The sequence below is a fragment of the Kitasatospora purpeofusca genome, from assembly GCF_042691725.1.
In the GTDB taxonomy this organism is placed as follows: domain Bacteria; phylum Actinomycetota; class Actinomycetes; order Streptomycetales; family Streptomycetaceae; genus Kitasatospora; species Kitasatospora purpeofusca_B.
On the sequence record NZ_CP170483.1, the window covers coordinates 1156256 to 1180923 of the forward strand.

Sequence of the window (24668 nt, forward strand, 5' to 3'; positions counted from 1 at the left end):
ACCACGCCGCTCGCGGCAGTGGTCGGGGCCGGGCCGGTATCAGGTCACCGGTCGAGCCTGCGCCTGGCCTCGTCAAGGGCCCAGTGGACGAACGCCACCGGCAGGTTGTCCACCTCCGCAGGCACGCTCACCACGGCATCCGCCCAGGTGCCGTCCTCCGGCCTCATCGGGCGCTCACCAGGGTGAGGCCGGGCGCGAAGGCGCTGCGGGCCGCCTGCGCGGGCAGGCCGCTCAGGGCGTCGGCGGTCCGCTCGGCGAGGAGCAGGGCCTCGGGCAGCACGGGGACGGCCGTCGACGCACCGCCGACCACGGCCTCCCAGTCGAACTCGGCGCTCCGCCCCGTCCGGTCGACGACGAGTGCCGCCGTCTCCTGCGGGCGGGCCCGCGCCTCACCGAGCAGGACCTCCGCCACCGTGTCCGCCTCCCGGACCGTCAGGGCGTCGAGGAAGTAGGTGTGCTTCTCCCACCCGTAGCCCGAGTACGCGATCCCGCACACCACGTCGCTGTCCGCGGTGAACCACCACTTCAGCGTGAGGTCACCGAGGGAGAGCCCGACGAGCTCGGCGACCCGGCCGGCCGGAAGGCGGACGTGCTCGCCCTCGGCGTCCAGCAGGACGGCGGTGTCGAAGCCGGGCTGGACCAGGTGGATCCCCGCCCGCCCGAAGGCCTCGGCCAGGAGCTCGAAGTCGCGGCCGGAGGTGCGGGTGCGGTACCAGTCGATGAACGCGTCACTCGTCATCGCAGTCGTCCTCCATGCTGAACAGGAACACGTTGTCCTTGCCGAGGACCTTCTCGGCCGCCTTGATGACGTTGTCCGGCGTGTTGGCCTCGTCGAAGTAGTACATCGCCCGCACGCCCTGCTGGTCGGCCACCCACTTGCCGATCTTGAGCTTGTCGACGAACTTCGGGAAGTTCTTGGCCTTCGCGGCGCCGCCGACGAAGACATACTCGCCGTTGGGACCGAGCACGTCGAGTCCGGTCTTGCCGATGTTCGGCCGCACCAGCGGGATGTCCTGGCCCTTGGCGTCCTTCATGACCCGCCCGCCGATCAGCCGGGCGACGCGCTCCTCACGGTTGTCGCCCAGGGCCGCCCCCCGGTTCGGCGGGCTGGCGTCGCAGTTGGGGGCGTCCACCGTCGGGGGCTTCTTGCCGCCCTGGCCGGCGTCGGCCGGGACGGGGTCGAGGGCGCCGTTGGGGAGGCGGCCGGCGGCGGCGGTGTCGGTGGGGCAGGTGTCGGCGGGGCCGCCGGTGCCGCAGCCGCCGTCGGGGTCGGCGGGGTTGTCGACATGGGGGTCGGGGCTGTTGGTGTCGGCGGGGATCGGGAGCTGGATGGGGTTGGCGAAGTCGATCAGGGCCTTGCGCAGGGTCTCCCAGAGGTGGCGGACGCTGACCTGCGGTCCGCTCTCGACCCATGAGCCGTCGGAGTAGTGGGTGGTGATGAAGGTGGTGTCGGTGATCCAGGTGTCGGTGCGGGTGAAGAGGTAGGTGTCGTCCCACCAGTGACTGGTCTCGGTGCGGACGTCCTCGGTGGTGCGCCAGCTGGTGCCGGTCCGGTACACGACCGGCTTGGGCGGGGTGGCCTGCGGGCGCGGCACCCGGGTCACGGTGGCGGTGATCTTGGTGCCGCTGGGCCGCGGCGGGCTCTTGGCGGCCGGGTCGGTGGTCCCGCTGGCGCGCGGGCGCTGGACGCGCGGGTCGTCGCGCGGGTCGAAGCGCGGGGTGACGGTGGTGCCGGTGGAGGCGGGGCTCAGGCTGCCGTCCGCGTTGACGATCGAGTAGACGACGACGCCGGCGATGACCGCGGCGATGATGGTGCCGACCACGATCGCGGTCACGCAGCCGACGGCGCACACCACCGCCGCGCCGGCGGCCTCGGCGACGGTGCCGCCGACGGCGACGATCTCGGCGCCGGTCGCGGCGAGGCTCTCCAGGGCGACGGCCCCGGCGGAGTCGGCGGCGGCCACCAGGGCCCCGCCGACCGTGCGCGTCCCGGCGGCGAGGAGTTCGTAGCCCTCGCCCCACATGGCGGCGAAGGCCTCCTCGGTGAGGTCGAGGGCGTGGCCGATGCCGCCGAGGAGGCTGCCGACGGCGTTGTGGCCGCTCGGGTCCCAGTTGCCGATCGGATTGGCGTTGCCGTAGCCGTAGCGGTTGGTGGCGGCGGCGGAGCCGAGGCCGGGTACGCGGTCGTCGGCGGAGGTGAAGCGGCCGGTGCCGGGGTCGTACCAGCGGGCCTGGGCGTGCACCCGGCCGGTGGCGGGGTCGGTCCAGCCGCCCTGGAAGCCGAGGCCGGGGGCGGCGCCGGTGGTGGCGGTGGGCTTGCCGAAGGGGCTGTAGGAGCGCCCGGCGGCGAGCGCGCCGCTGGCGGTGTCGGTGGCGCCGAGGACGTCGTGGTGCGCGTTGGTGAGCAGGGTGCGGGCGGTGCCGCCGCCGCTCGGCGCCGCGGCGAGCGGGGTGCCGTCCAGCGCCCGGGCGTAGGACCAACTGCCGTCGGAGTCCGGCTCCTTGGCGAGTCCCGGGTAGGTGAAGGAGGCCGCCGCAGCGGCTCCCGCCGTCGCGGCGGTGAGGCGGTCGAGGGCGTCGTAGGCGTAGGAGCGGCCGTCGACACCGGTGAGCCGGCCGAGCGCGTCGTAGCGGTTGGTGGAGGAGGCGGTGACGGCGCCGGCGGCGTTCTTGGTGGTCGTGGTGGCGAGCGTGCCGCGCGGGGTGAAGGTGTAGCTGGTGGTGGCGCCGTCGGCGGCGGTGCTGGAGGTGAGGCGGTTGCGCGGGTCGTAGGCGGCGGTGCTGGTGCCGGTGGTGGTGTGCTGGGCGGGGGTGCCGGTCCAGTCGGTGACGGAGGTGCGGTTGCCGGCGGCGTCCCAGCCGTAGTCGGTGCCGGTGCCCCTGGTGGTGTCGGTGACCCGGGTGAGCCGGCCCGCCGGGTCGTAGTCGTACGTCTCGCCGTGCGGGTCGGCGGTGCCGGTGGAGCCGCTGGTGAGCAGCCGGCCGGCCGGGTCCCAGCTGTAGGTGAGCTGGGTGGAGAGGTGGCCGGTGGGGTCGGTGACGGTGTCGGTGGTGACGCGGCCGAGGCCGTCGTAGGCCAGGGTGCGGGTGGGTCCGGGGGTCTGGCCGGCCTTGCGCTGTTCGGTGGTGACCTGGCCGGCCGGGTCGTGGGTGAGGGTGCGGGTGAGGCCGGAGAGGCTGTCGGTGACGGTGGCGAGGTCGGTGTTGCCGTTCCAGGTGTAGCTGACCCTGGCGCCGCCGGGGTCGGTCTCGGTGAGCGGGCGGGCTGCGGCGTCGTAGGTGAAGGCGCTGGTGCCGAGCGGGCCCTGGCTGCCGGTGAGCAGACCGCGGTCGTCCCAGCCGAAGGTCTGGGCGCCGCCGGGGGCGGAGGCGGAGGTGATCCGGCCGGCGAGGTCGTAGCCGAAGGTGCGGGAGGCGTCGCCGTCGCCGCCGGTGCCGGCCTCGGTGGTCAGCCGGCCGAGGCCGTCGTAGCCGAACGTGCGCTTCACGCCGCCGGGTTCGGTGATGCCGGTGACCTGTCCGGCCGCGTCGTAGGCGGTGGTGGTGGTCCGGTCGGCGGCGGACTGGTCGGCGGGGACGGCCGGCAGCGACTGCGCCTCCGCCAGGCCGAGCGTGTTGTACCGCTGGTGGGTGGCGTTGCCGTTGGCGTCGGTGATCCGGGTGAGCCGGCCGAGCAGGTCGTGGCCGAGGCCGGTGACCGGGGCGGAGGCGGCGTCGCCGGGGCGTACGGGCGGGTCGGTGAGTGTGGTCGCCTGGTTGCGGGCGTCGTAGGCGGTGCGCCGGACCTGGCCGTCGGGGTCGGTGACGCTCACCGTGTTGCCGGCCGCGTCGTAGCCGTAGCCGGTGCGGGCGAGCACGGTGCCGGCCGGGTCGGCGACGGCCTCGGCGGTGGCCCGGCCGGCCAGGTCGTAGCTGGTGCTGGAGATGCGGCCGAGCGGGTCGGTGACGGTCGCGGTGCGGCCGGCGAGGTCGTAGGTGTACCGGGTGGTGCCGCGGCCGGCCGGGGTGCTGGAGGCCGGCTCGCCCAGCTTGTCGTAGGTGTACGTGGTGGTGGTCGTGCCGAGGGTCTCGGTGAGGACGTCGCCGAAGTCGTCGTGGGTGTAGGAGGTGGTGTAGGTGTCGGGGGTGGCGGTGCCGTTGCGGACCACCGAGGTGGCGGAGATCCGCCGGTCCATGCCGTCGTAGACGGCGAGGGTCTGGGCGCCGGTCGGGTCGATGACGGACAGCACGTTGCCGTTGTCGTCGCGGCGCACCACGGTGACGCCGGGCGCGGCCCCGGGGGCGGCGGGCGGCAGGGTGGTGCGCACCACCCGGTCGCGCAGGTCGTAGGTGTAGGTGGTGGTGCGGCCGAGGGCGTCGGTGTGCGCGGTGGTGTTGCCGTCCGCGTCGTACGTCCACTTCTCGACGGGGTTCAGGGCCGCGGTGGCACCCGGCGGGGTGTAGGCGGGCAGCCGGGCCTCGGTGCGGCGGCCCTGCTGGTCGTACAGGTAGCGGGTGACCCGGCCGGTGGAGTCCTTGAGGTCGGTGAGTTCGCCGAAGGTGTTGTAGCCGCGGGTGGTGACGGCCTGCTGGGCGGTCGGGGTGGCGCCGGGGGTGCCGTCCTCGACCCGGGCGGCGGGGAGGGTCACGGTGCTGGGCCGGCCGAGCAGGTCGTAGCCGGTGGTGGTGGTGTACCCCGGGTCGGGCTGGCCGGGGGCGCCGGGTTGCGGCATGCCGCGCGGGTCGGTGGAGGCGAGGACGCGGCCGCGGGCGTCGCGCAGGTAGCCGGTGACCAGGGCGGTGCCGGCGTCGGGGTGCGCCACGGTGCGGGCGAGCTGGCCGGTGGCCTGGTCCCAGACGTTCTCGCGGGTCTCGGTGCGGGTGCCGTCGGTGACGGTGGTGGCGGTGACCAGGCCGGCCTTGTCGTAGGCGGTGGTGGTGGTGCGGTTGAGGCCGCCGGGGTCGGCCGTGGTGGTGGTGTGGCGGTTGGCGGCGTCGTAGCCGTAGGTGGTGGTGCGGGCGGCGGGGCCGTCGCCGCGGACGTCCTTCACGACGTTGCCGGCGTTGTCGTAGGTGAAGGTGTGCAGGGTGATCTCGCGGCTGCTGGTCCCGTCCTGGCTGGTCAGCGAGTACTTCTCGGTGAGCACCAGGTCGTCGGCCGTGTAGGTGTAGGTGACCAGGTGGCCCATCGCGTCGGTGGCGGCGGAGAGACGGCCGGCCCGGTCGTAGCCGAAGGTCTTCAGCCGGATGCCGCGCTTCGGGGGGTTCGACGCGCCCGGGTCGTCGACGAAGTCCTTGAGGTCGACGGCGGTGAGCCGGCCGTTGACGTCGTAGCCGTAGACGTAGTGCGCGCCGTTGGGGCTCCAGCTGTCGGTGACGTTGCCGACCTGGTCGTACGTCACGCGCTTGGTGGTGACGCCGTCCTGGACGACGCTGGTGAGCCGGTCCTGGGCGTCGTAGCCGTAGGTCGTGGTGCGCGCGGCGTCCCCGCCCTGGGCGGCCGGGGTGAGGTCGGCGACGGTGCGGGTCGCGAGGTTGCCGTCCGGGTCGTAGGTGTAGCTGGTGCGCGCGCGGTGGGTCACGCCGGTGACGGGGTTGGTGACGGCGGGCCCGGTCTCGGTCGCGAGCCGGCCGGCCTGGTCGTAGGTGTAGTCGGTGGCGACGCCCGCGGGGTTGGCGGGGTCGGAGACGGTGCGCGAGGTGACCCGGCCGAGGTCGTCGTGGAGGATGTCGACGACCTCCCCGGTGGGGCTGGTGGTCCGGGTCTGGTCGTTCTCGGCGTCGTAGCCGTAGCGGGTGGTGCGCCCGCCCGCGTCGGTGACCGCGACGGGGACGAAGCAGGCGCCGATCTTGTCGGGTCCCTGGTGCCTGGGGTGGATGTCGTTGACGATCGGCTGGGCGAGCACGCTCCCGCAGCCCCAGGTCGTGGTGGTGACGCCGCCCGTCGGATCGGTCTCGGTGAGTTGGTCGCCGAGCTCGTCGTAGGTCTGCTCGGTGGTGTGGCCGTTGGCGTCGGTCGAGCGGATCGGCGCGCCGTTGCGCCGGTCGGAGGGCCAGGCCGGGTTGGTGTAGTACTCGGTCCGTTCGGTGTACGGCTGCGTCGGGGTGCGGTAGCGGGTGACGGTGCTGCGCGCCCCGGTGATGTTGTCCCAGCCGTACCGGGTGACGTTGTCGTTCTCGTCGACGAACGCGGTGGGCCGGCCGAAGGCGTCGTACAGGAACATCCGGGTGCGGCCGGGCGGCGGCGTCGGGGTGCCGTACCACCGGTACTCCAGCTGGCCGGCCTGGTTGTACCGGTAGTAGGTGTGCACGCCGCGCGGGTCGGTGCGGTGCACCAGGAGCGTCGGGGACGGGCCGGTGGTGTCGGTGCTGCGGTCGTACGTCCAGCCGTTGTCGACGCCGGTGGCGGAGTTGTCGGCCTTGCCGACGTGCTGGACGAGGGCGCCGTCGTAGCCGATGGTCGTGGCGTTCGCGGCCCGCGCCCGCTGGACCTTGACCAGGCGGTTGGGGCCGCCGCCGGGGCGGGAGGCCTCGTAGGTGTAGGTGGTGCAGCCGCCGTCCGGGCCGCAGGCCTTGGTGAGGTAGTCGCCGGTGTAGGTGTAGTTCCAGGTGAGCGCCCCGGAGCCGGAGAAGCTCGCGCTGGTGGAGACGGCGATGACGTGGCCGGCGTACCAGCGCAGGTGGAGCTTGCGGTCGGCACTGACGAGGTTCATCCGCGAGGCGGAGACCTTCCCGCTGCCGTCGTAGTCGCGTTCCAGCTGGAGGTTGGCGAAGCCCTGCTGGCGGCCGATCATCCAGACGGGGCCGCCCAGGTAGTAGTCGAGGCCGCCGAACCGCAGGTGGCCCTGCTCGATCCACTGGCCGACGTTGGTGCCGCCGTACTCGGAGACGAGCGCGCCGTCGGGGTTGCGGCCGAAGTTGACCTTGCGGCCGTCCTCCAGGGCCAGGGTGAGCAGACCGTTGCCGTTGTCGGTCATCCCCATGTCCCACAGCGAGGACCAGCCGATGCCGAAGGACCCGTTCGCGGTGCCGGCGCTGTTGTACGTCCGCTGCACCTGGAGGCCGATACCGGACTGCGGGAAGTCCGCGTCGGTCTCCTGGCGGGTGTAGTTGCCGAGGTAGAGGTTGACGCCGGCCTCGTCCAGCGCGCCCGGGTCCAGGCCGAGGCGGGCGGCGTCGTTCGGCGGCGGGACGACGACGGTGAACGGGCTCATCCCGCTGTACGGCGAGGTGTAGCCGCTGTCCTGGACGCGCAGCCGCCACCAGTAGGCGGTGTTCCAGCGCAGCGCGCCGGCGGGCGGCGTCCAGTTGGTCATCACGCCGAAGCTCTTCGGGTGCGCGGGCACGCCCTGCCAGCCCGAGCCCCAGCAGGTGCCCTTGGCCGGGTCGCTGTCGGTGCAGAGCTGGTACTCGACCTGGACGGGCGTGCTGGCGTCGTCGCCGACGAAGGCGGAGAGCGGCTGGGTGAGGGAGGCGACGGTGGATCCGACGGCGGGCCAGCCGTCGCTCGCGGTGGGCGCGTAGTGCGGCACGGTCAGCGCGGCGGCCTGGGCCGCGGGCACGCCGTAGTGGGAGAAGAAGTACGCGCCGTTGCCGGTGTCCGCCATCTCGTACACCAGCAGGTAGCTGCCCTGACCGAGGTACGGGACGACGGCGTCGAAGGTGAGGGAGTGCCCGGGGGCGACGTCGGCGGGCAGCGTGGTGTAGGCGGCGATGTAGTTGATGAGGGACTGGTCGGCGCCGTAGAGGTGCAGGCCGAGGGACTGGCCGGTGGTGGTCCAGGTGAAGTTCGAGGTGTTGGTGACGGTCAGCCGCAGGTAGCCGACCGCGTCGTAGCGCGGGGCCAGGACCAGCTGGCCCACCTGGTAGGTCGCGCCGTAGGTCTGCGCGGCGACGGCCTTCGGGGCTGCTTCGGCCTGCGGGGCTGCTTCGGCCTTCGGGTTCGCCAGTTGCTCCAGGGTCAGCGGGGCCGGCCCGGCGGCGTGGCGGCGCTTGCCGGTGTCGTCCACCTCGGGCTGCGGAATGCGGTACTCCGGCGCCTTCCCCGTCGCGGCGGAGAGCTCGTCGGCCCGCTTGCGGTGCTCGGTGGCGTCCGGGGCGGCGGGCGGGCCCGGCGCGGGCCGCGGCGGCTGCTTCGCGGCCTCGACCTCGGCGGCGATCCCGGCCCGCTCCTGGGCGAGCGGGCTGTCGTCGGGGGCCGCTTCCTGCGTCGGTGGCGGCTCGGCGGTCCGCGCGTCGGCGCTGACCTTGCCGGGCGGCAGCGGTTTGGAGACCACCGTGTGGTCCCGGCCCGCGGCCCACGCGGCGGTCGGCGGGATGCCGAGGCCGAGCGCGAACATCGACAGGACGAGCAGTTGCGCGAGGCGGCGCCCGGCCGGGCCACCGCCGATCCTTCCGTACCAGTGTGCGTTCACGTGCGCGTTCACGTGCGAGTTCACGGCCCCACCCCAGGATCGCCGGACACTTGGCTTGCACGAACAGGCCTTGCACGAACATGCCTTGCGTGCACCGGTCCTGCACCACGGAGCCTCGGGCGGACCGGTCGCACAGAAATCGTCCGTAACCTATCGACCCTTGCGGCGCACCGCCCAGGGCCGAACCCGAACGGTTCCCCCTCGTTCAGGAACCCGTGATCTGCGGGAGGCCCCGGGGTGGACGGGATGGACGGGGCCGCACCGAAACGGCCCAGGCCCGGGCGCCTGGTGGGGCGCTCGGGCCTGGGCCTGAGGGTTTTCGGGAGTGGTTCAGGAGGCGGCGGCACCCACGGGGGTGGCACCGACGGGGGTGACCTCGACGAGGCCGGTCTCACCGAAGGTCAGCTTGCAGGTGTCCGCGCGGTAGGTGGAGACGGCGAGCGCGACGAGCCGGCCGGCCGCGGCGTACTGCGTGGTCATCACCAGCACCGGCGAGCCGGGCGGGCGCTCCAGCAGGGCGGCCTGCTCGGCCTCGGCGACGCCCAGCTCGACCGAGCGGGACTCGCCGTCGACCTCCAGGCGCTCCAGCTGGCGCAGCACCGAGCGGGCGCGGTCGCTCTCGGCACGGAAGCCGGGCAGGTGCGGCAGCGCGGCGGCGGGCACGTGCAGCGACTCGGTGGCCACCGCCCGGCCCTGCACGAGGCGCACCCGGCGGACGGTGTGCACGGGGGCGCCCTCGGCGACCCCGAGCGCCTCGGCCAGCCGCCGGGCGGCCGGGGCGGTGGTGCAGTCCACGGTGCGCCAGGCCTGGCTGCGGGCGGCGCCGGGCCAGCCCTCCTCCTGCCGGTTCACCGGGACGCCGACCCGGGGGGCGGCGATGAGGGTGCCGATGCCGCGCCGGCGGACCAGGCGGCCCTCCAGCTCCAGCTGGTCGAGCGCCTGCCGCAGGGTGGCCCGGGCGACCCCGAAGCGGGCGGCGAGTTCGCGCTCGTTCGGCAGGATCTGGCCGATGGAGAACTCCGTGTCGATGGCGCGGAGCAGCACCGTGCGCAGGTGCCAGTACTTCGGTTCCGGTACCGCCGTGAGCTGTCCTGTCGTTCCCACCGTGTCCTCCACCCTGGTGTCGTCCGCCCTGCCGAAAGAGGGCGGATCCCGGCCCGCTGCCCGCTGTTGCGGCAGGTGGGAGAGCGGGCTTTTTCCGTCCTTCTTTATTAAAGGTCCTTGCAGTAAGTGACCCTAGGGGCTGGATCGGGAGATGGTCAAGACCAATGGCGCGGCGCAACGGGACTGCCCCAGGTTTTCATGGTGCGTTCACGTCAGCTCCGCAAGCGGACGCGTCGCGGCGCGGCCCCACCTGCGGCAGTGGGTAGGCTGCCCGAGTGATCGTGGTGACGAGTGTGAACGTGAACGGAATCCGGGCGGCGGCCAAGAAGGGATTCATCGAGTGGCTGGCCGCCACCGAGGCGGACGTGGTCTGCCTCCAGGAGGTGCGCTCCGAGCCCGAGCAGCTCCCCGTCGAACTGCGCGACCTGGAGGGCTGGCACGCGGTGTGGGCCCCGGCCGCCGCCAAGGGCCGGGCCGGCGTCGCGATCCTCTCCCGGACCGAGCCGAGCCGCACGACCATCGGCTTCGAGTCGGCGGAATTCGACAATTCGGGCAGGTATGCAGAAATCGACCTGCCGGGCCTGACCGTGGCCAGCCTCTACCTTCCCTCCGGCGAGGTCGGCACCGAACGCCAGGACGAGAAGGAACGCTTCATGGCGGAGTTCCTCGTCCACCTCCACAAGCTCCGCACCCGCGCCGCCGCCGACGGCCGCGAGGTCGTGGTCTGCGGCGACTGGAACATCGCCCACCGCCCCGAGGACCTCAAGAACTGGAAGGCCAACCAGAAGTCCGCCGGCTTCCTCCCCGAGGAACGCGCCTGGCTCTCCCGCGTCTACGACGAGGCCGGCTACATCGACGTCGTCCGCCGCCTCCACCCCGACCGCACCGGCCCCTACTCCTGGTGGTCCTACCGCGGCCGCGCCTTCGACAACGACTCCGGCTGGCGCATCGACCTCCAGGTCGCCACCCCCACCCTCGCCGCGCGCGCCACCGACGCCCGCGTCGAGCGCGCCGAGACGCACGCCGAGCGCTGGTCCGACCACGCCCCGGTCACCGTCAAGTTCGACGTCAGCCTTGACTGACGGCCAGACTTACGCAGTTGAGGGCCCCACCAGGCCGTTGACCCCAGGCTGACCACGCCAACCGGTTCACCGGTCTCCCGGAGAGCCGGGCGGCCCACGCAGCAGCGATCCGCGGGCAGTCACCCTTCTTGCCCGTACGGCCGCCCGCCCGCGCGCAGGGCGCGGTCCCGTCGCTCCGGAGGACGTCCGGAGCGACGGGACCTTGCGGCGTCCAGGCCTGGAGGGCTCAGGTCGGTGGCCGCGGCGATGCCCGGCAGGCATGTCCAGCAGCGATCACCGGGTCACCCCCACGGCACCTCCACCGATCGGTGGTACCGCCACCCGAGCCCGGACCATCGCGGCGCGTGCGTGGCAAGCCGTACCCGGTATTCCTCCCATCCCCGCCCGTCGACCGGCGACCACCCGATCTCCGCGACGCCGGGGAGCCGCGGCAGCGTCATGTACTGCACCTCCTCGAACGTCGCCACCCGCTCCGTCCACAGCGCGGCCTCGGCGCCGTGCACCTGGCTCTCGGTGACGCCGGGGATGTAGGTGACCGGGTCCCAGGTGTAGCCGTCCTGGACGTCGGTGTAGCCGGCCCAGTCGTGCCCGATCGGCGTGTTGGCGTCGTACTTCATGTCGAAGTACGCCTTCTTGCTGGGCGAGAGGACGAGCTTGGCGCCCTGGGCCAGCGCACCCTGGGCCTTTGCGGCGTTGGCCCAGAACTGGACGACGGTGCCGGGGGCGATGTCGGCGAGGCCGACCTCCTCCCAGCCGACCATCCGCTTGCCGAGGCGGTGCACGGTCTGCTGGGCGCGGCTGATGAAGAAGCGGTAGTCCTCGGGTTTGGTCGCCAGCGCCTCGTCGCCGCCGATGTGCAGGTAGGGACCGGGGGTGAGGTCGGCGAGTTCGCCGAGGACATCATCGATGAACCGGTAGGTGATGTCCTTGTCGGTGCACAGCGAGTTGGGGATGCCTTTCTCGCCCGTGTAGAGCGGCGGTGCCACACCGTCGCAGGTGAGTTCGGCGTAACTGGCCTGGGCCGCGTTGACATGGGCGGGCATGTCGATCTCGGGGATCACCATGATGTGGCGTTCCGCGGCGTGGCGGACGATGTCGGCGTACTCGCGCTGGGTGAAGTAGCCGCCGGGGCCGCCTCCGACCTCGGTGGAGCCGCCGTAGGTGGCCAGGCGGGGCCAGCTCTTGATCTCCAGGCGCCAGCCCTGGCTGTCGCTGAGGTGCAGGTGGAGGCGGTTGATCTTGTAGAGAGCGAGGATGTCGATGTAGCTCTTCACCTCGTCGGCGGTGAAGAAGTGCCGGGCCACGTCGAGCATGGACCCGCGCCAGGGGAACCGCGGGGCGTCGTCGATGTGCAGGGGGGAGATGGTCCACGGACCGGCGTGCGGGGTGCCGGACTCCGCCGCGGCGGGAAGCAACTGGCGCAGCGTCTGCGTCGCGTGGAAGAGACCGGCCGGCTCGGCGGCGCGTAGGTGGACGCCGCCGTGGGTGACGTCGAGGCGGTAGCCCTCGGCGGAAGGGGTCTCGTTGTCGACGGCCAGGGTGATGGCCTGCGGGGTGGCGCCGGAGGTCACCACCGGGACGGCATGGCCCGTGGCCCGGCGCAGCCAGGTGGCGAGGTACTCGGCCGTTCGGCGGGCCTCAGGGGCGGGGTGGCGCACCACGACGGCGGTGTCGGCGGTGATCTCGAACGGACGGCCGCCGGTCATCTTCAGCGAGCGGGGCTTGGGGATGAGCGCGGGCGCGGGCGGCGTGACGGGCGCGGTGCGGCCGGGAGCCGCGACGGCGGGGGAGGTGAGGTGGGCGGCACCGGCGAGACCGACGGCGCCGGCGATGAGGATACTGCGGCGGCGGGGGCTGTGCTGCATCGTTCGTACTCCTCTCCGCTCAGGCCAGGGTGAGGTGGGGTTCGAGCGTCACCTCGAAGAGGCGGTCCCAAGGCAGTTCGACATGGATGTCACTGACGGCGGCGAGCTCGGCGGTGCGGGTGGTCGCACCGCGGTAGCCGAGGACGAGGTGGCGGCCGGCGAAGTGGTCGGTGAAGTACTGGCGGGTCACCGGGGCGAGGCGGTCTTGGACCCAGCCGTCGAAGACGGCCTTCTGCTCGGCCGTCAGGTTCAACGGGTTCCACCCCTTGGACCTGGCCTCCGCGTAGGCGGCCTTCTGGATGACGTTCTTCCAGTGGTCGTCCTTGACGAACCGGTAGAGCAGGTACTCCGCGTGCGCCCGGCCCGGCCCGGTCAGCGCCGGTACCCCCAGTCCGCTGGTCGAGCGCTTCAGGAAGGCCCAGCGAGCGGTGCCATGGGCCAGGGCCAGACCGAGGGCGTTGCCGCCGGTGTTCCAGCCGGAGTACGACAGCAGCGCGGCCAGGTCGACGCGCTGTTCCAGCTCGGCCACCAGGTCGTGGTCGGCGCGGTTGACGAAGATCGGGTCCACCACGACGACCGACTCCCCGGCCGCCGTCAGCCCGGCGACCCGGCGGGCGAACGCGGCGAGGTCGGCCGCCCGCTGGTCCTTGTCCGCCGAAGGGGTGTTGACCATGAGCACCAGGTCGGCGCGGCCGTCGACGACGGTGCCACCGACGGACTTCACGTGCCGGCGGATGTTCTCCGCGAACGGGATGCCCTCGAGTTCCGCCGTCCACTGCTCGCCGGAGATCCCGGCGTACTCCACCCGGTAGGTGGGCGAGGTGCCCGCGGCGATCAGCCGGGCGACCAGCAGCGCATCGACCTCGTCCGCGCCGGGGAAGACCTCGACCCGCAGGCCGACCCCCAACCGCTCGACCAGCTTCTCGAGCTCGACGCGTTCGGCCCGGGCCAGGCCCACCGGGGCGGTGTCGTCCTCGGAGAGCACCAGATGACTGATGGTGCCGTCCGCGACCCACTCGACCATCTGCCGGTTGACCTCGTGGTTGCGGGCCCGCGCCTTCAGGTAGTCGTCGACCACCGCGTCCGGGATGGTGGCCCGCACTGCCGTGAGCCGGGGCCGCAGCTCTTCCCGGCCGAGGTTCTCCACCTGGTCGTACAGCTTGGCCCACTCGACCAGCGCGGCCACGTACTGTTCGAGGTCGGGGTTGCCGGGGGTCAACGCGAGGCGCTGGATGGTGTCGTGGACCACGATCTGCGCGCTCGGCCGGGCCGCCCGCAGTGCCCGGATCGCCGCGATGTTGGCCCGCGCCGACTCAAGAGTGGGCGTGCCCGTGCGGGAGGCGATCAGGCCGCCGTAGGCGAGCATGCTCACCGAGATCACGTACTCGTCCGCGCCGACCGAGCCCAGCCAGCGGGCGACGGCCGCGCCGTCCCCGGGCTGGAAGAAGCGGCCGAGGGTCCTGCGCGGCGGCAGTGCGAGGTCGACGCCGGCGACGGCGGCGGTCATGGTCGGGCAGTAGACGTTGACGGGCCGGTCGTCGAGCGGGACGAGGGCGATCCGGCGGCTCGGACGTGGGGCCGCGCCGGCCGCCTGCGCGGTGAGGCCCAGCAGCGGGGCGGCCAGGACGGCGGCTCCGGCGGTAAGGACCGTGCGTCTTCTCATCAGGGGTGCACTCCGTTCGCGTCGGTGTGAGCGGGAACTGACCGGGCCAGCTCCCTGGTCAGGTACAGGGGTGAGGTGATGGCGTTGCCCACCACCACGGCGTGTGCCCCGGCGGCGTAGGCGCGTCGCAGGTCGTCCGCTGTGCGGTAGCGGCCTTCGGCGATCACCGGAACGGACAGCCGCGTGACCAGACGTTCCAGCAGGCCGAGGTCGGGCCCCGGGGTCTTCGGGGTGTGCGAGGTGTAGCCGGAGAGCGTGGTGGCGACGGCGTCGGCGCCCGCGTCGGCCGCGGCCTGTCCCTCCGCCTCGGTGGAAACGTCCGCCAGGACGAGGACGCCGGCGGCGTGCGCGGCGGCGACGACGGCCGCGAACGGCTCGGGCCGCGAACGGTCGGTGGCGTCGATGGCGACCAGGTGCGCCCCGGCCTGCGCGACGGCTCGGGCGTGCCTGCCGGTCGGCGTGATCACGACCGGCCCGGGGCCGTCCTTCCACAGGCCGATGACCGGCACGTCCACCGCCGCCCGCACGGCGGCGATGTCCTCGGGGGCGTTGGCGCGGATGCCGGCCGCGCCGCCGAGGACCGCGGCGGCGGCGACCCTTGCCTGCACGGATGCGTCGCGCATCGGGTCGGCGGGTTCGTCCGGCAGCGGCTGGCAGGAGACCACCAGGCCGCCGCGGAGGGTGTCGAGAACGTTCACTGGGGCTCCGTTTCGGTGGTGCGCGGGAAGGTGACCGACCGTGGCCGGCCGCCGGGTTCGGCCGGACCGGGATCGACAGACCCGGGATCGACCTGCCCAGGACCGGCAGGGCCCGGACCGGACGGCCCCGGACCGGACGGCAGGCACATGGCTCGCCGGATCATCGCCGCCCGGGCCGCGCCGACGGCGACCGCCGCGTCACCGAGCGCGGCCGGGACCAGCGACACGTCGGCGTGGACCGGCAGCCGCTCGGCGGCATACGCGCTCCGGGCGTACGGCAGCAGCGCTCTGCCGGCGCCTCCGGCCACCACCACCGTCTGCGGATCGAGCAGCGCCACCAAACCCGCGAGGGCCCGGCCGAGGGCGTGGCCGGCGGTGGCGAGGACCTCCACGGCGGCCGGGTCGCCGGCGGCGCAGCGGGCGGCGACCTCGCGGCCGGTGACGTCCGCCCCGGTGCGCAGCCGATAGGCGCGGGCGAGACCGGTGCCGGAGGCCACGCCCTCCAGGTGCCCGGTGCGCCCGCAGCCGCAGGTCAGCTCGTCGGCGTCCGGCGCCGGAAGGTGAGCCGTCTCTCCGGCGCCGCCGCGCGCCCCGTGGTCGACGGCGCCGCCGCGGACCAGGCCGCCGCCGAGGCCGGTGCCGACCGCGACCAGCAGCACATGTGCCTGACCGCGGGCGGCCCCGGCCCAGCTCTCGCCGAGGGCGGCGGCGTTGACGTCGTTGTCCACCACGACGGGCCGGCCGATGCGCTGGGCCAGCGCATCGGCCACCGGCGTCCCGGTCCAGCCGGGCAGGGAGTCGGTGGCGTACCGGACGACGCCGGTGGCCGGGTCGATGAGACCCGCGGCGCCGACGCCGACCGGACCGGCGCCGCCGAGGCGCCGGGCCAGGTCGGCGGCGGTCCGCAGCACCGCGTCCGGGCCCTGCGCGGCCGGGGTGTCGGCTCGCGCCTGGTCGAGCACGGCGCCGTCTGGTCCGACGAGGGCGGCCAGCGTCTTGGTGCCGCCGATGTCGATGCCGAGTGTGGCGTTCACTTCAGCCCCGTATGGGCGAGGCCCTCGATGAACTGCTTCTGGGCGATGACGAACACGATCAGCACCGGGACCGCGGTCAGCGACGCCGCGGCGAGCTGGACGTTCCACATGGCCCCGCCGTAGGAGTCCACGTACTGGGTGAGCGCCTGCGGCAGGGTGAACTTCTCCGGCGAGGAGAGGTACACCACCGGTTCCAGGTAGAGGTTCCAGCTCTGCAGGAAGGTGAAGATCCCGACGGCGCCGAGCGCCGGCCTGGCCAGCGGCAGGGCGATCCGCCAGAACGTGCCGAAGTAGCCGATGCCGTCGATCCGGGCGGCCTCCTCCAGTTCATTGGGCAGGCTGATGAAGAACTGCCGCATGATGAACGTGGCCATGACGCTCGGCGCGCCGAAGATCGGCACCAGGATCAGCGGCCAGTGGGTGTTGATCAGGCCGAGGTCGTTGAACATCTGGAAGAGCGGGACGATGGTGACCTCGCTCGGGATGAGCAGGCCCACCAGCACCACCAGGAACAGCGCGTTCTGGCCACGGAACCTGATGCGGGCGAAGGCGTACCCGGCGAGCGAGGACACGATCATCGTCCCCACCGTCACCAGCACGGCGATGTAGATGCTGTTGACGTACTGCTGGACGAACGGGCGCCCGTCGAAGACGTCCCGGTAGGCCGAGACCGTCGGGTTGGTCGGGAAGAGCTTCGGCGGGTAGGAGAAGATGTCGCTGATGGGCTTGAACGACGACGTCACCATCCACCAGGTCGGGAAGACGAAGGGGATCGCGAGCACGCAGAGCAGGCCGTACAGGGCGACTCGGGTGCGCAGCGGGATTTTACGATTCATAGAAGACCCACCTCTTGCGCATCTGCCACTGCAGCACGGTGAGCGCCAGCACGATCAGCAGCAGCAGGATGGACAGGGTCGCGCCGTAGCCGAAGTGATGGAACTGGAAGGCCTGCTGGTAGAGGTAGTAGACGAGCACGGTGGTGGACAGCTTCGGGCCGCCCTGGGTGAGCACCGCGATCTGCGCGAACACCTGGAGCGAACCCACGATGGTGATCACCGACGTCAGCAGGATCGTCGGGCTGATCAGCGGCAGGGTGATGGACCGGAACCGGATCCACGCGCCGGCCCCGTCGACCCGGGCCGCCTCGTACAGCTCCTTGGGCACGCCCTGGAGGGCGGCCAGGAACAGCACCATGTTCAGACCGACGTTCTTGAACACCTGCACGACGATGACCGAGAGCATGGCGGTGCCCTCGCCGCGCAGCCAGTTGGGTCCGTCGATGCCGACGGTGTGCAACAGGCCGTTGATGCCGCCGTTGTTCTGGAGCAGGAAGCCCCACACGATGGTCCAGGCGACCAGCGACACCACGACGGGAGAGAAGAACAGCGTGCGGAACACCGTCATTCCGCGCAGCTTCTGGTTGAGCAGGACGGCGAGCAGGAGGGCCAGGGAGAGGTTGAGCACCACCAGGCCGACCGAGAACAGGGCCGTGGACTTCAGTACCTCGGGCAGGTTGGCGTCGTCCAGCAGCTGGGTGTAGTTGTCGCCGCCCGTGTAGTTGAAGTCGCCGGCCAGCACGTTCCACTCATGCAGGCTGTACCGGAAGACCAGGGCGATGGGCAGCAGCACGAAGACGGCGCTGCCGAGGAGTTGGGGCGAGATGAACGCGAGGCCGGCGAGCTGGTCACGTCGGCGCCGGGTCCAGAACGGACGTCGCGGCGGCTGCCCCGCGGTGGCGGACCCGCTCTTGGGCGGGTCTGCCACCGCTGTTCGCGGGGAGACGGACATGGTCACTTCCCCAGCAGCGGGGAGATGTTCTTGCACAGGTCGCCGAGAACGCCCTTGACGTCGGCGTTCGGCGTCCACAGCGGGTCCAGTCCGGCGCGGACCCGCTGGGCGAGTTCGGCCTGGCCGGTGTGGCCCGGCTTGACCACACCCTTCTTGACGCCGTTGACGACCACGCTTTCGAGCTGGTCGTTCTTCAGTAGCGGGTTGGTCTTGGCCAGGTTCTCCGCGGTGAGCTGGGATTCCCGGGGCGGCGGGAAGTAGGCGGCGAGCTTGGCGGAGTTCTGCGGGTTGGTGAAGTAGGCGAGGAAGTCCTTGGCCTCCTTGGTGTGGCCGCCCCGCTTGACCACGCCGATGCCGGCCTGGCCGATCACCGAGTAGTCGCCGCCCGGTCCGGCCGGCAGCGGCACCAGGTCCCACTCGAACTTGGCGCCGTCCAGCAGCGAAGCCCGGCTGATCTGGGTGATGGTCATCGCCGCGTCGCCGGTGAAGAAGTCGGCGGACTCGCCGGGGCCCGGCATCGCCTTGTCCTCGAAGATCCCCTTGTGCAGGGCGGTCATCGCGTCGACCATCGGCTGGCTGTCGAAGGTGCAGGTCTTGCCGTCGGCACTCCAGGGCTCGGCCTTCCAGCCGCCCCAGAAGGTGGCCGCGTTGCCCCATTCCTTGTACTCGAAGTCACGGATCACCACGCCGGCCTTGCCGGTGGAGCGGTGCACCTCGGCGCCCTCGGCGAGCACGGTCGACCAGTCCCACTTGCCCGCCTTGATGAGCTCGTCCGGGGTCTGCTGGCCGGCCTTCTTCAGCAGGTCGTGGTTGACGAAGACACCGAACGGCGAGGTGGAGAACGGGTACGCGTACAGCTTGTCGTCGCGCTTCCAGAGCTTGGTGGTGCTCGGGATCAGGTCGTCGTACTGGTAGCCGCTGGTCTGCTTCAGGGTGTCGTCGAGCGGCACCAGGGCCCCGGAGCCGACGAAGTCGGCCGCGTCCGTCTCGAAGACCCACGCGAGGTCGGGGGCGTTGCCGCCGGTCATCTGGGTGGTGAGCGCCGTGCTGTAGCTCTCGAACGGCAGCGGGTCGAACTTGATGTCCTTGACCTCGGGGTGGGCCGCCATGTACTCGGCGGCGATCTCGTTGAAGAGCGTCAGGTGCGGCTTGTTGGAGGTCCAGACCGTCATCCGCAGGCTCACCGGACCCTTCTCGCCCTCCGAGCCCTCTCCACCGCACGCGGCCAGGACCAGCGTGGCGGACATCGCGGCGGCGACCGTGGCCAGCCCTCTTCGAATCGACATGGTGTTCTCCTCGGTGGTGCTTGGGGCCTAGTAGCCCGTGATCTCGGGCCAGCGCAGTTCGACGCCGGCCGCGGTGAGCTGGTCCTGGAAGGCCGAGAGCAGCTCGGGGGTCTCCCGGACCGCACGGGGGCGGGTGCCGTGAGCGAGGCAGAAGGCGGCGAGCGCGCCGGCGGCCTCCCCGATGTTCCACTCGACCGGGTGGACCCGGTAGGCGCCGTTGGTGATGTGGGTGGTGCCGATGTTCTTGCCGGCGGGCAGGAGGTTCTCGATCCTCTGCGGGATAAGCGCGCCCAGCGGGATCTCGAACGGGCTGCAGCCGACGTCGATGTAGTTGTCGCCGCCCGTCGAGGGGTGCAGGTCGATCCGGTACATGCCCAGGCCGACGGAGTCCGGGTAGCGCACGGCGCCCCGCTCCCCGCGGACGGCGAGCGAGAGGTCCTGCTCGACGACGGTGTAGTCGGCCTTGATCCGGCGCGCCTCGCGGATGTACGGGGCCTGGGCCAGGCCGTCGGTGCCGCCGGTGATGTCGCCGCGCAGCCGCAGCCCCGGGAATCCGGTGCCGCCGTCCGGGCGGGGCGCCTCGGTCTGCATCCAGTACAGGAAGGCGAAGCTCAGCTCCCTGGCCCGGCGCAGGTGGTCGGCGGCGTCGGGGACGTCGAGGACCGGGCCTTCGAGGTAGTCGATCATCGGCCAGTTGACCAGGGTGATGTCGCTGGGGTACGCGCCGTCGGTGAAGGTGCCCCGGGCGGCGATCCGGCGGAACGTCCACAGGTTGGCGTTGCCGGGATTGACGCGCTGGTCGGCGTTGACCGCCAGCGGGTCGTCGTCGGGGTTGGGGCTGAAGTCGTGCCCGACGCGCTCCAGCGTCCTGGGGTGCGGGTACTGCCAGGACAGCAGCGGTCCGCCCCACACCTCGGGCTGGTAGGACCGCCAGAAGTCGTAGTCCGCGGGCTTGTCGATGGTGTGGTCGCCGTCGACGTGGTCCATGGCGAAGCACACCGATACGGCCTGCATGTTCAGCGGCTGGGCGACCTGCGGGGCGCTCGGCTCGCCGGTGTCGGCGGCGGACTCGAAGCCGGTGACGTACTCGGTGCCGGTGAGCGGCAGCAGGTCACCGGTCTCGGTGGCGTCCAGCACGTAGGAGGCGGTGGCGTGGACCTTCTCGCCGGTGTCGCGGTGGGTCAGGGTCACCGCGGTCACCCGGTCGCCGTCGGTGTCGGCGGCGGTCGGCCGGTACGGCTGGAGGACGGTGAGCCGCCCGCTGGCACGGTAGGGCGCGAGCATCGCCGAGATGACCGCCACCGCGACCCGCGGTTCGTGGCAGAGCTTGCTCACCCAGCCGCCGCCGGGGTTCAGTTCGAGGCGGGCCCTGGCCCGTTCGGTGAGCGGGTAGTGGCGGCGGTAGTAGTCGCGAATGCCGTCGCGCAGGGCCCGGTAGCTGGCCGTGACGCCGAACTGCTCCACCCAGGAGTGCTCGTCCGGCGGGACCGCCTGGCTGGTGAGCTGCCCTCCGATCCAGTCGAACTCCTCGGTCAGCACCACGGTCCGGCCGGCGCGGGCGGCGGCGAGCGCCGCGGCGACGCCGCCCAGCCCTCCGCCGACCACCAGCACGTCACTGCGTATCTCAGTCAAGAACGGTCCTTTCTCGGTTCGCCGAGGGTCTGCCCCTCGACGAAGTGGCACGGCAGAAGCCGCTGAAGCGTGGTGGTCGGCCCGTCTTCCAGTAGGGCGGCGAGGAGTTCCACCGACTGCCAGCCCATCTCCCGGCGCGGAATGCGAAAGCCGGTGCTCGCGATGTCGGTGTCCGCCGACTCGGCCGGTACGCCGGTCACCACGACCGACAGGTCACCGGGCACGTCGACGCCGCGTTCCCGGGCCGCCCGGATCAGCGCGACCCCGTCGGCGTAGCCCTCGACCACGGCGACGGTCACCCCGGCGGCAAGCAGCGCGTCCAGGGTCTCCCCCGGGGATCGGCCCGCCGTCCGCTCGTGCCGGCCGCCGCCCAGGGTGCCGGCGCGGAACCCGTTCATCCGGTCGTCGGCGGACTCCGCTCCCTCCCCCGCCCCGACGTAGGCGAACTCCCGGTGCCCAAGCTCCCGGGCCCGCTCGACCAGCTTCTGGGTGGCGGCGGCGTAGTCCGCCCCCACGCAGGGCACCGGGCCACCCGCGTCGTCGCGTCGGCCGACGGCCACGAACGGGTAGCTCTCGCGATTCAGCCGGGCCAGTTCGTCGTCCGGGATGTCCCGGCCGAGCAGGATGCAGCCGTCGGCGATCCGCAGCCGGTTGTTCTCGTGGAACACCTTGCGCCGACCGTCGATGACCGGAGCGCTGGTGAACAGCAGCAGGTCGCACCTGAGCTGCTCGGCACACTCCTCGATGCCACGCAGGAACGGGTAGTAGAAGTCGGCGCTGGTGCTCGGGAACACCGATTCGTAGGTGAATACGCCGATGATCTGGTTGTGCTGACGCACCATTCGGCGGGCCACGGGGTCGGCCGCGTACCCGGTCTCCTTGATCACGTCGAGGACGCGCTGCCTGGTCTCGGGAGCGATGCGGGTCGTCGCGTCGGTCCTCTTGTTCAGCACGAGCGAGACCACCGCCTGGCTTACGCCGGCGAGGCGAGCGATGTCACGCTGCGTGATCCTTGACACGGGGAACTCCTCCGGAGGCTGCTGAAGCCATCGCTGATAATACGTATTATCAGCTCGGTGATCAGTGACGCTACTCGGGCCGTTACGCGGTGTCAACGGTCCTGATGGGTTTTTGCAGGGATCTTGAAAATTCAGGGCAGGTGGCCGATATATCGGAACAACAACCGATTTGCCTATCCCTGCGTTCCCGAGGCGGCAAGCGTCCGTTCATTCGCTGTCCGGCGGGGCGACACCCGGGCTCCGGCAACCTCTCCTGAGCCCATGCACCGACTACCGACTGTCAGCCACCGAGGCCGCCGGTTCACCGGCCCTCATCGACGCAGTGCCGAGCGACTCCGAGATCGAGGCGGGTCGGCTGTCCTGAGCACACGGATGACGAACCGTCCTGCCTTCGCCCCAGTCCTGGAGCGCGGGCGCGTCCCGGCTTCTCGCGGACACCGCCGTCAAGGCCCATGTCGAACGCGCAGCCTCCCATGCAGAGCGCTGGAGCGACCACGCACCCGTCACCGCCGAGTTCGACTTCGACCTCAACTAACCTTCAAGGTCTTATAGTTGATGAACCAGCAGATCTCTGGGCCCTGGGCTCATCCCATGACGCCAGCTCGGCGGGGCGATAGAGAATCGACCTGTTTTCTGGAAATCCCGGCGTCACCGCCAAGCCGACGGGTCCCTCGCCGAGCGGACGAGCGACCAGCTCGGGACGGCCCCGCGCGTGCGGGGCCGAGGAGACGGTCCGCTCCGCCGAGCGGGGCGGCTGACGGCGCGGCGGGCGGAGGTGTCGGACGGCGTCGTACGGGTCCGGGCGTCCCGGGCCGGCGGCCGCGGATCCCGGCCGGACAGCGCGAATCGCCCCGCCCCGGCAGGGGCGGGGCGATCGTGGCGCCGTGGTCGGTGACGAGGGGGCCCGGCCCCGCGAGGCCCCAGGAGCCGGACCGGTGACGGGTGTTCAGCCGCGGCCGGTGTCAGTAGACGAGGATGTCCCAGTGGCTGCCCTCGTTGCAGTACAGGTTGCCCGAGGCGGCCTTCCACTGCGGGTAGCCGTCTCCCCGGAGGCCGATGTAGGTGAAGCTGTTCTGGATGTAGCCGTCGATGCAGGAGTTGCGGGAGATGTCGACCTTGTAGCCGTTGTAGTGGCTGTAGGTGCCGGAGGCGTGGCCCACCTCGGTCCCGCCCGTGATGTTGATGGCGCAGCCACTGGCCCGCTTGAGGGTGATGATGGCGCTCACGGTGTCCGAGTTGATCTGCTCGAACGAGGTGCAGGTGGAGTTGGACCTGGTGGTGCAGCCCCCACTGGAGCTCCACGTGATGCCGGCGCCGCTGAACTGGCCGGCGGCCGCCGACTGCGACAGCTTGGTTCCGCCGGCGCCCGCCGTGGGCGCCGAGAGGGCGAGGCCGGCCACGGCCAGGGTGGCGACGGCGACGGCTGCGGTGCGTGGCTTCATCTTCGTCTCCGGTGAGAAGGGTGTGCCTCCGACTCGACCTCCCGCCCCCTGCCGCGCCTCGGCAGGAGGCGGGAGGTGCGGCGCCGGGCCCGTGGAACCGGCCCGGACGAAGGGGTCGTACGCAGTGCTGTGACGCGGCGGTGCTCCGGCGCGAGGGCCGACCGATCCGTCCGGCACCACCGCCCGCGGTGCCCGGGGGGCGAAGGACGGGTTCCGGGCGCCGACACCGCACCAGGATGGCCCACCCGTGTCTATACGAGTAGACCCGAGGCTGTGAATTTCGCGTGACGGAGATCGGCCCTCGGCGCGGCGAACGCACGGCCCGCCGGCCACAGCTGGTGCGGGTGTCAGGGCGGGTCCGCGGCGGGGGCGGGGGCTCGGGGGGCGCGGAGCTGTACGGTGACGGCGGTCGCAAGGAAGACCGCGGCCACCAGGAGCAGGAAGGCGCGGGCGCCGACGGTGTCGAGGAGCAGGCCGCCGACGGACAGGCCGACCGGCAGGCCCGCCTGGGCGAGCAGCCGGTAGAGGCTGTTGATCCTGGCGTGCATCTCCTGCGGGATGATCGCCATCCGGTAGGCGTAGAGGGTGGAGAAGTACGGCGGGGCGACCCACAGGGCCAGGGCCAGGCCCAGGACGGCGACCCACGGGGCCGGTGCGGCGGCGATGATCAGTTCACCGGCCGCCCAGCCCGCGCCGGCGAGGAGCATCACTCCGTAGGGCCCCAGACGGCGGTCGAGGATGCCGCTGCAGAAGCTGCCCAGGATGCCGCTGGCCGCGCCGAGCGCCAGCAGGAGGCCGGTGTGCGTGGAGTCGAGGTGGAACTCGGACTTCATGAGCGCCATGAAGCTCAGCCAGACCGTGCCGAGCGCGACGATGTTGACGAAGTTCGCCAGCGCGAGCCGGCGCAGCCGGCCGTCCCGCAGGAGGTGGCCGACGCCCGCGCGGATCGAGGCGCCCAGCGGGGTCCGGACGGCGGCGGGCGGGGGGCTCAGCGAGGTGCGGACGCAGAGGACGCCGAGGCCGGCGACGAGGTAGGTGAGGGCGTCGACGCCGAAGGCGTAGCCGGCGCCCTGCAGGGCGTGCGTCCCCAGGCCGACGAGGGCGCCGCCGAGCGCGGGGCCCAGGACCTCGGTGAGCGCGGTGGTGCCCTCCACCCAGCCGGTGGCCCTGGCGAGTTCGTGGGCGGGCAGGATCCGGGGGAAGACGGTGCTGTTGGCCACGTCGAAGAAGACGTAGACGACGCCGGAGCAGAACACCGTGGCGGCGATGGCGGGGATGCTGGTGCCGCCGGCGAGCAGGTAGCCCGCGAGCAGTCCGAACATCCCGGCGCGCAGGAAGTTGCCCGCCACCAGGACGACCCGCCGGTTCCACCGCTCCACCAGGGCGCCGGCCGGGATGGCCAGGAGTACGTAGGGCACCTGTTCGAGGGCGGTGATCAGACCGGCCGTACCGGCCGAGCCGGTGGCGTCGAGGACCAGGAGGGGGAGCACGAACTGGGAGATCTGCGTGCCGACGCGCGAGGTGACCTGGGCCCACCAGAGGACGACGAAGTCGCGTACCCGCCAGAGGTCGAGGGGTGGTGGTGGCGCGTCGGCCGGCCGGCCGCGGGTCTTCCCGAGGGACATCTGGTGGTCGCTTTCTGTGACGGTACCGGGCCGGGCG

The 24668-nt window shown here is 72.2% G+C and carries 16 protein-coding genes; 1 reads left to right on the plus strand and 15 read right to left on the minus strand.

Annotated features, from left to right (window positions below; translation table 11 throughout):
* Nucleotides 1-44: 44 nt before the first annotated feature.
* From ACFCLZ_RS04915 to ACFCLZ_RS04930, 4 genes are all read right to left on the minus strand, one after another.
* On the minus strand, nt 45-167 hold the full coding sequence (locus ACFCLZ_RS04915) for a hypothetical protein (protein WP_380283425.1): 123 nt from the start codon (nt 165-167) through the stop codon (nt 45-47).
* Nucleotides 164-739 (minus strand): hypothetical protein, encoded by a 576-nt coding sequence (locus ACFCLZ_RS04920; RefSeq protein ID WP_380283426.1) that lies wholly within the window; start codon nt 737-739, stop codon nt 164-166. The genes ACFCLZ_RS04915 and ACFCLZ_RS04920 overlap by 4 nt, the downstream gene beginning before the upstream one ends.
* On the minus strand, nt 729-8417 hold the full coding sequence (locus ACFCLZ_RS04925) for an RHS repeat-associated core domain-containing protein (protein WP_380283427.1): 7689 nt from the start codon (nt 8415-8417) through the stop codon (nt 729-731). Before ACFCLZ_RS04925 ends, ACFCLZ_RS04920 begins: the two co-directional genes overlap by 11 nt.
* A gap of 306 nt (nt 8418-8723) precedes the next feature.
* On the minus strand, nt 8724-9497 hold the full coding sequence (locus ACFCLZ_RS04930; RefSeq protein ID WP_380283428.1) for a GntR family transcriptional regulator: 774 nt from the start codon (nt 9495-9497) through the stop codon (nt 8724-8726).
* A gap of 275 nt (nt 9498-9772) precedes the next feature.
* On the opposite strand from ACFCLZ_RS04930, the gene ACFCLZ_RS04935 reads away from it, so the two are divergent.
* Entirely contained in the window at nt 9773-10579 is an 807-nt protein-coding gene (locus ACFCLZ_RS04935) for an exodeoxyribonuclease III (protein ID WP_380283429.1), read from the plus strand.
* A 281-nt stretch (nt 10580-10860) separates the two neighbouring features.
* Here ACFCLZ_RS04935 and ACFCLZ_RS04940 read toward each other — a convergent pair whose 3' ends face one another.
* The 11 genes from ACFCLZ_RS04940 to ACFCLZ_RS04990 form a co-directional block, all read right to left on the minus strand.
* Nucleotides 10861-12444 carry a beta-N-acetylhexosaminidase gene (locus ACFCLZ_RS04940; protein ID WP_380283430.1) on the minus strand — a complete coding sequence of 528 codons (1584 nt, stop codon included), beginning with the start codon at nt 12442-12444 and terminating at the stop codon, nt 10861-10863.
* 19 nt (nt 12445-12463) lie between these two features.
* On the minus strand, nt 12464-14107 hold the full coding sequence (locus tag ACFCLZ_RS04945; protein ID WP_380283431.1) for a DUF4127 family protein: 1644 nt from the start codon (nt 14105-14107) through the stop codon (nt 12464-12466).
* The gene (locus tag ACFCLZ_RS04950; protein ID WP_380283432.1) at nt 14107-14805 is read right to left on the minus strand and encodes an N-acetylmannosamine-6-phosphate 2-epimerase; all 699 of its coding nucleotides are present in this window, start codon (nt 14803-14805) and stop codon (nt 14107-14109) included. The genes ACFCLZ_RS04945 and ACFCLZ_RS04950 overlap by 1 nt, the downstream gene beginning before the upstream one ends.
* A complete protein-coding gene (locus ACFCLZ_RS04955; RefSeq protein ID WP_380283433.1) occupies nt 14802-15839 on the minus strand; it encodes an ROK family protein in 1038 nt (345 codons plus the stop codon). The genes ACFCLZ_RS04950 and ACFCLZ_RS04955 overlap by 4 nt, the downstream gene beginning before the upstream one ends.
* Complete coding sequence (locus tag ACFCLZ_RS04960) at nt 15836-16675, minus strand: carbohydrate ABC transporter permease (protein WP_380283434.1); 840 nt, start codon at nt 16673-16675, stop codon at nt 15836-15838. The genes ACFCLZ_RS04955 and ACFCLZ_RS04960 overlap by 4 nt, the downstream gene beginning before the upstream one ends.
* Nucleotides 16665-17627, minus strand: a complete 963-nt coding sequence (locus tag ACFCLZ_RS04965) for a carbohydrate ABC transporter permease (RefSeq protein ID WP_380283436.1) — start codon at nt 17625-17627, stop codon at nt 16665-16667. The genes ACFCLZ_RS04960 and ACFCLZ_RS04965 overlap by 11 nt, the downstream gene beginning before the upstream one ends.
* Nucleotides 17628-17629: 2 nt before the next feature.
* A complete protein-coding gene (locus tag ACFCLZ_RS04970) occupies nt 17630-18913 on the minus strand; it encodes an ABC transporter substrate-binding protein (protein WP_380283437.1) in 1284 nt (427 codons plus the stop codon).
* Between the two features lie 27 nt (nt 18914-18940).
* Nucleotides 18941-20536 (minus strand): FAD-dependent oxidoreductase, encoded by a 1596-nt coding sequence (locus ACFCLZ_RS04975; protein ID WP_380286081.1) that lies wholly within the window; start codon nt 20534-20536, stop codon nt 18941-18943.
* Between the two features lie 5 nt (nt 20537-20541).
* Complete coding sequence (locus ACFCLZ_RS04980) at nt 20542-21564, minus strand: LacI family DNA-binding transcriptional regulator (RefSeq protein WP_380283438.1); 1023 nt, start codon at nt 21562-21564, stop codon at nt 20542-20544.
* A gap of 962 nt (nt 21565-22526) precedes the next feature.
* Nucleotides 22527-23006 carry a hypothetical protein gene (locus ACFCLZ_RS04985; RefSeq protein WP_380283439.1) on the minus strand — a complete coding sequence of 160 codons (480 nt, stop codon included), beginning with the start codon at nt 23004-23006 and terminating at the stop codon, nt 22527-22529.
* 347 nt (nt 23007-23353) lie between these two features.
* Nucleotides 23354-24631: an MFS transporter gene (locus ACFCLZ_RS04990; RefSeq protein WP_380283440.1), complete on the minus strand. Its 1278-nt coding sequence runs from the start codon at nt 24629-24631 to the stop codon at nt 23354-23356.
* Nucleotides 24632-24668: the final 37 nt, after the last annotated feature.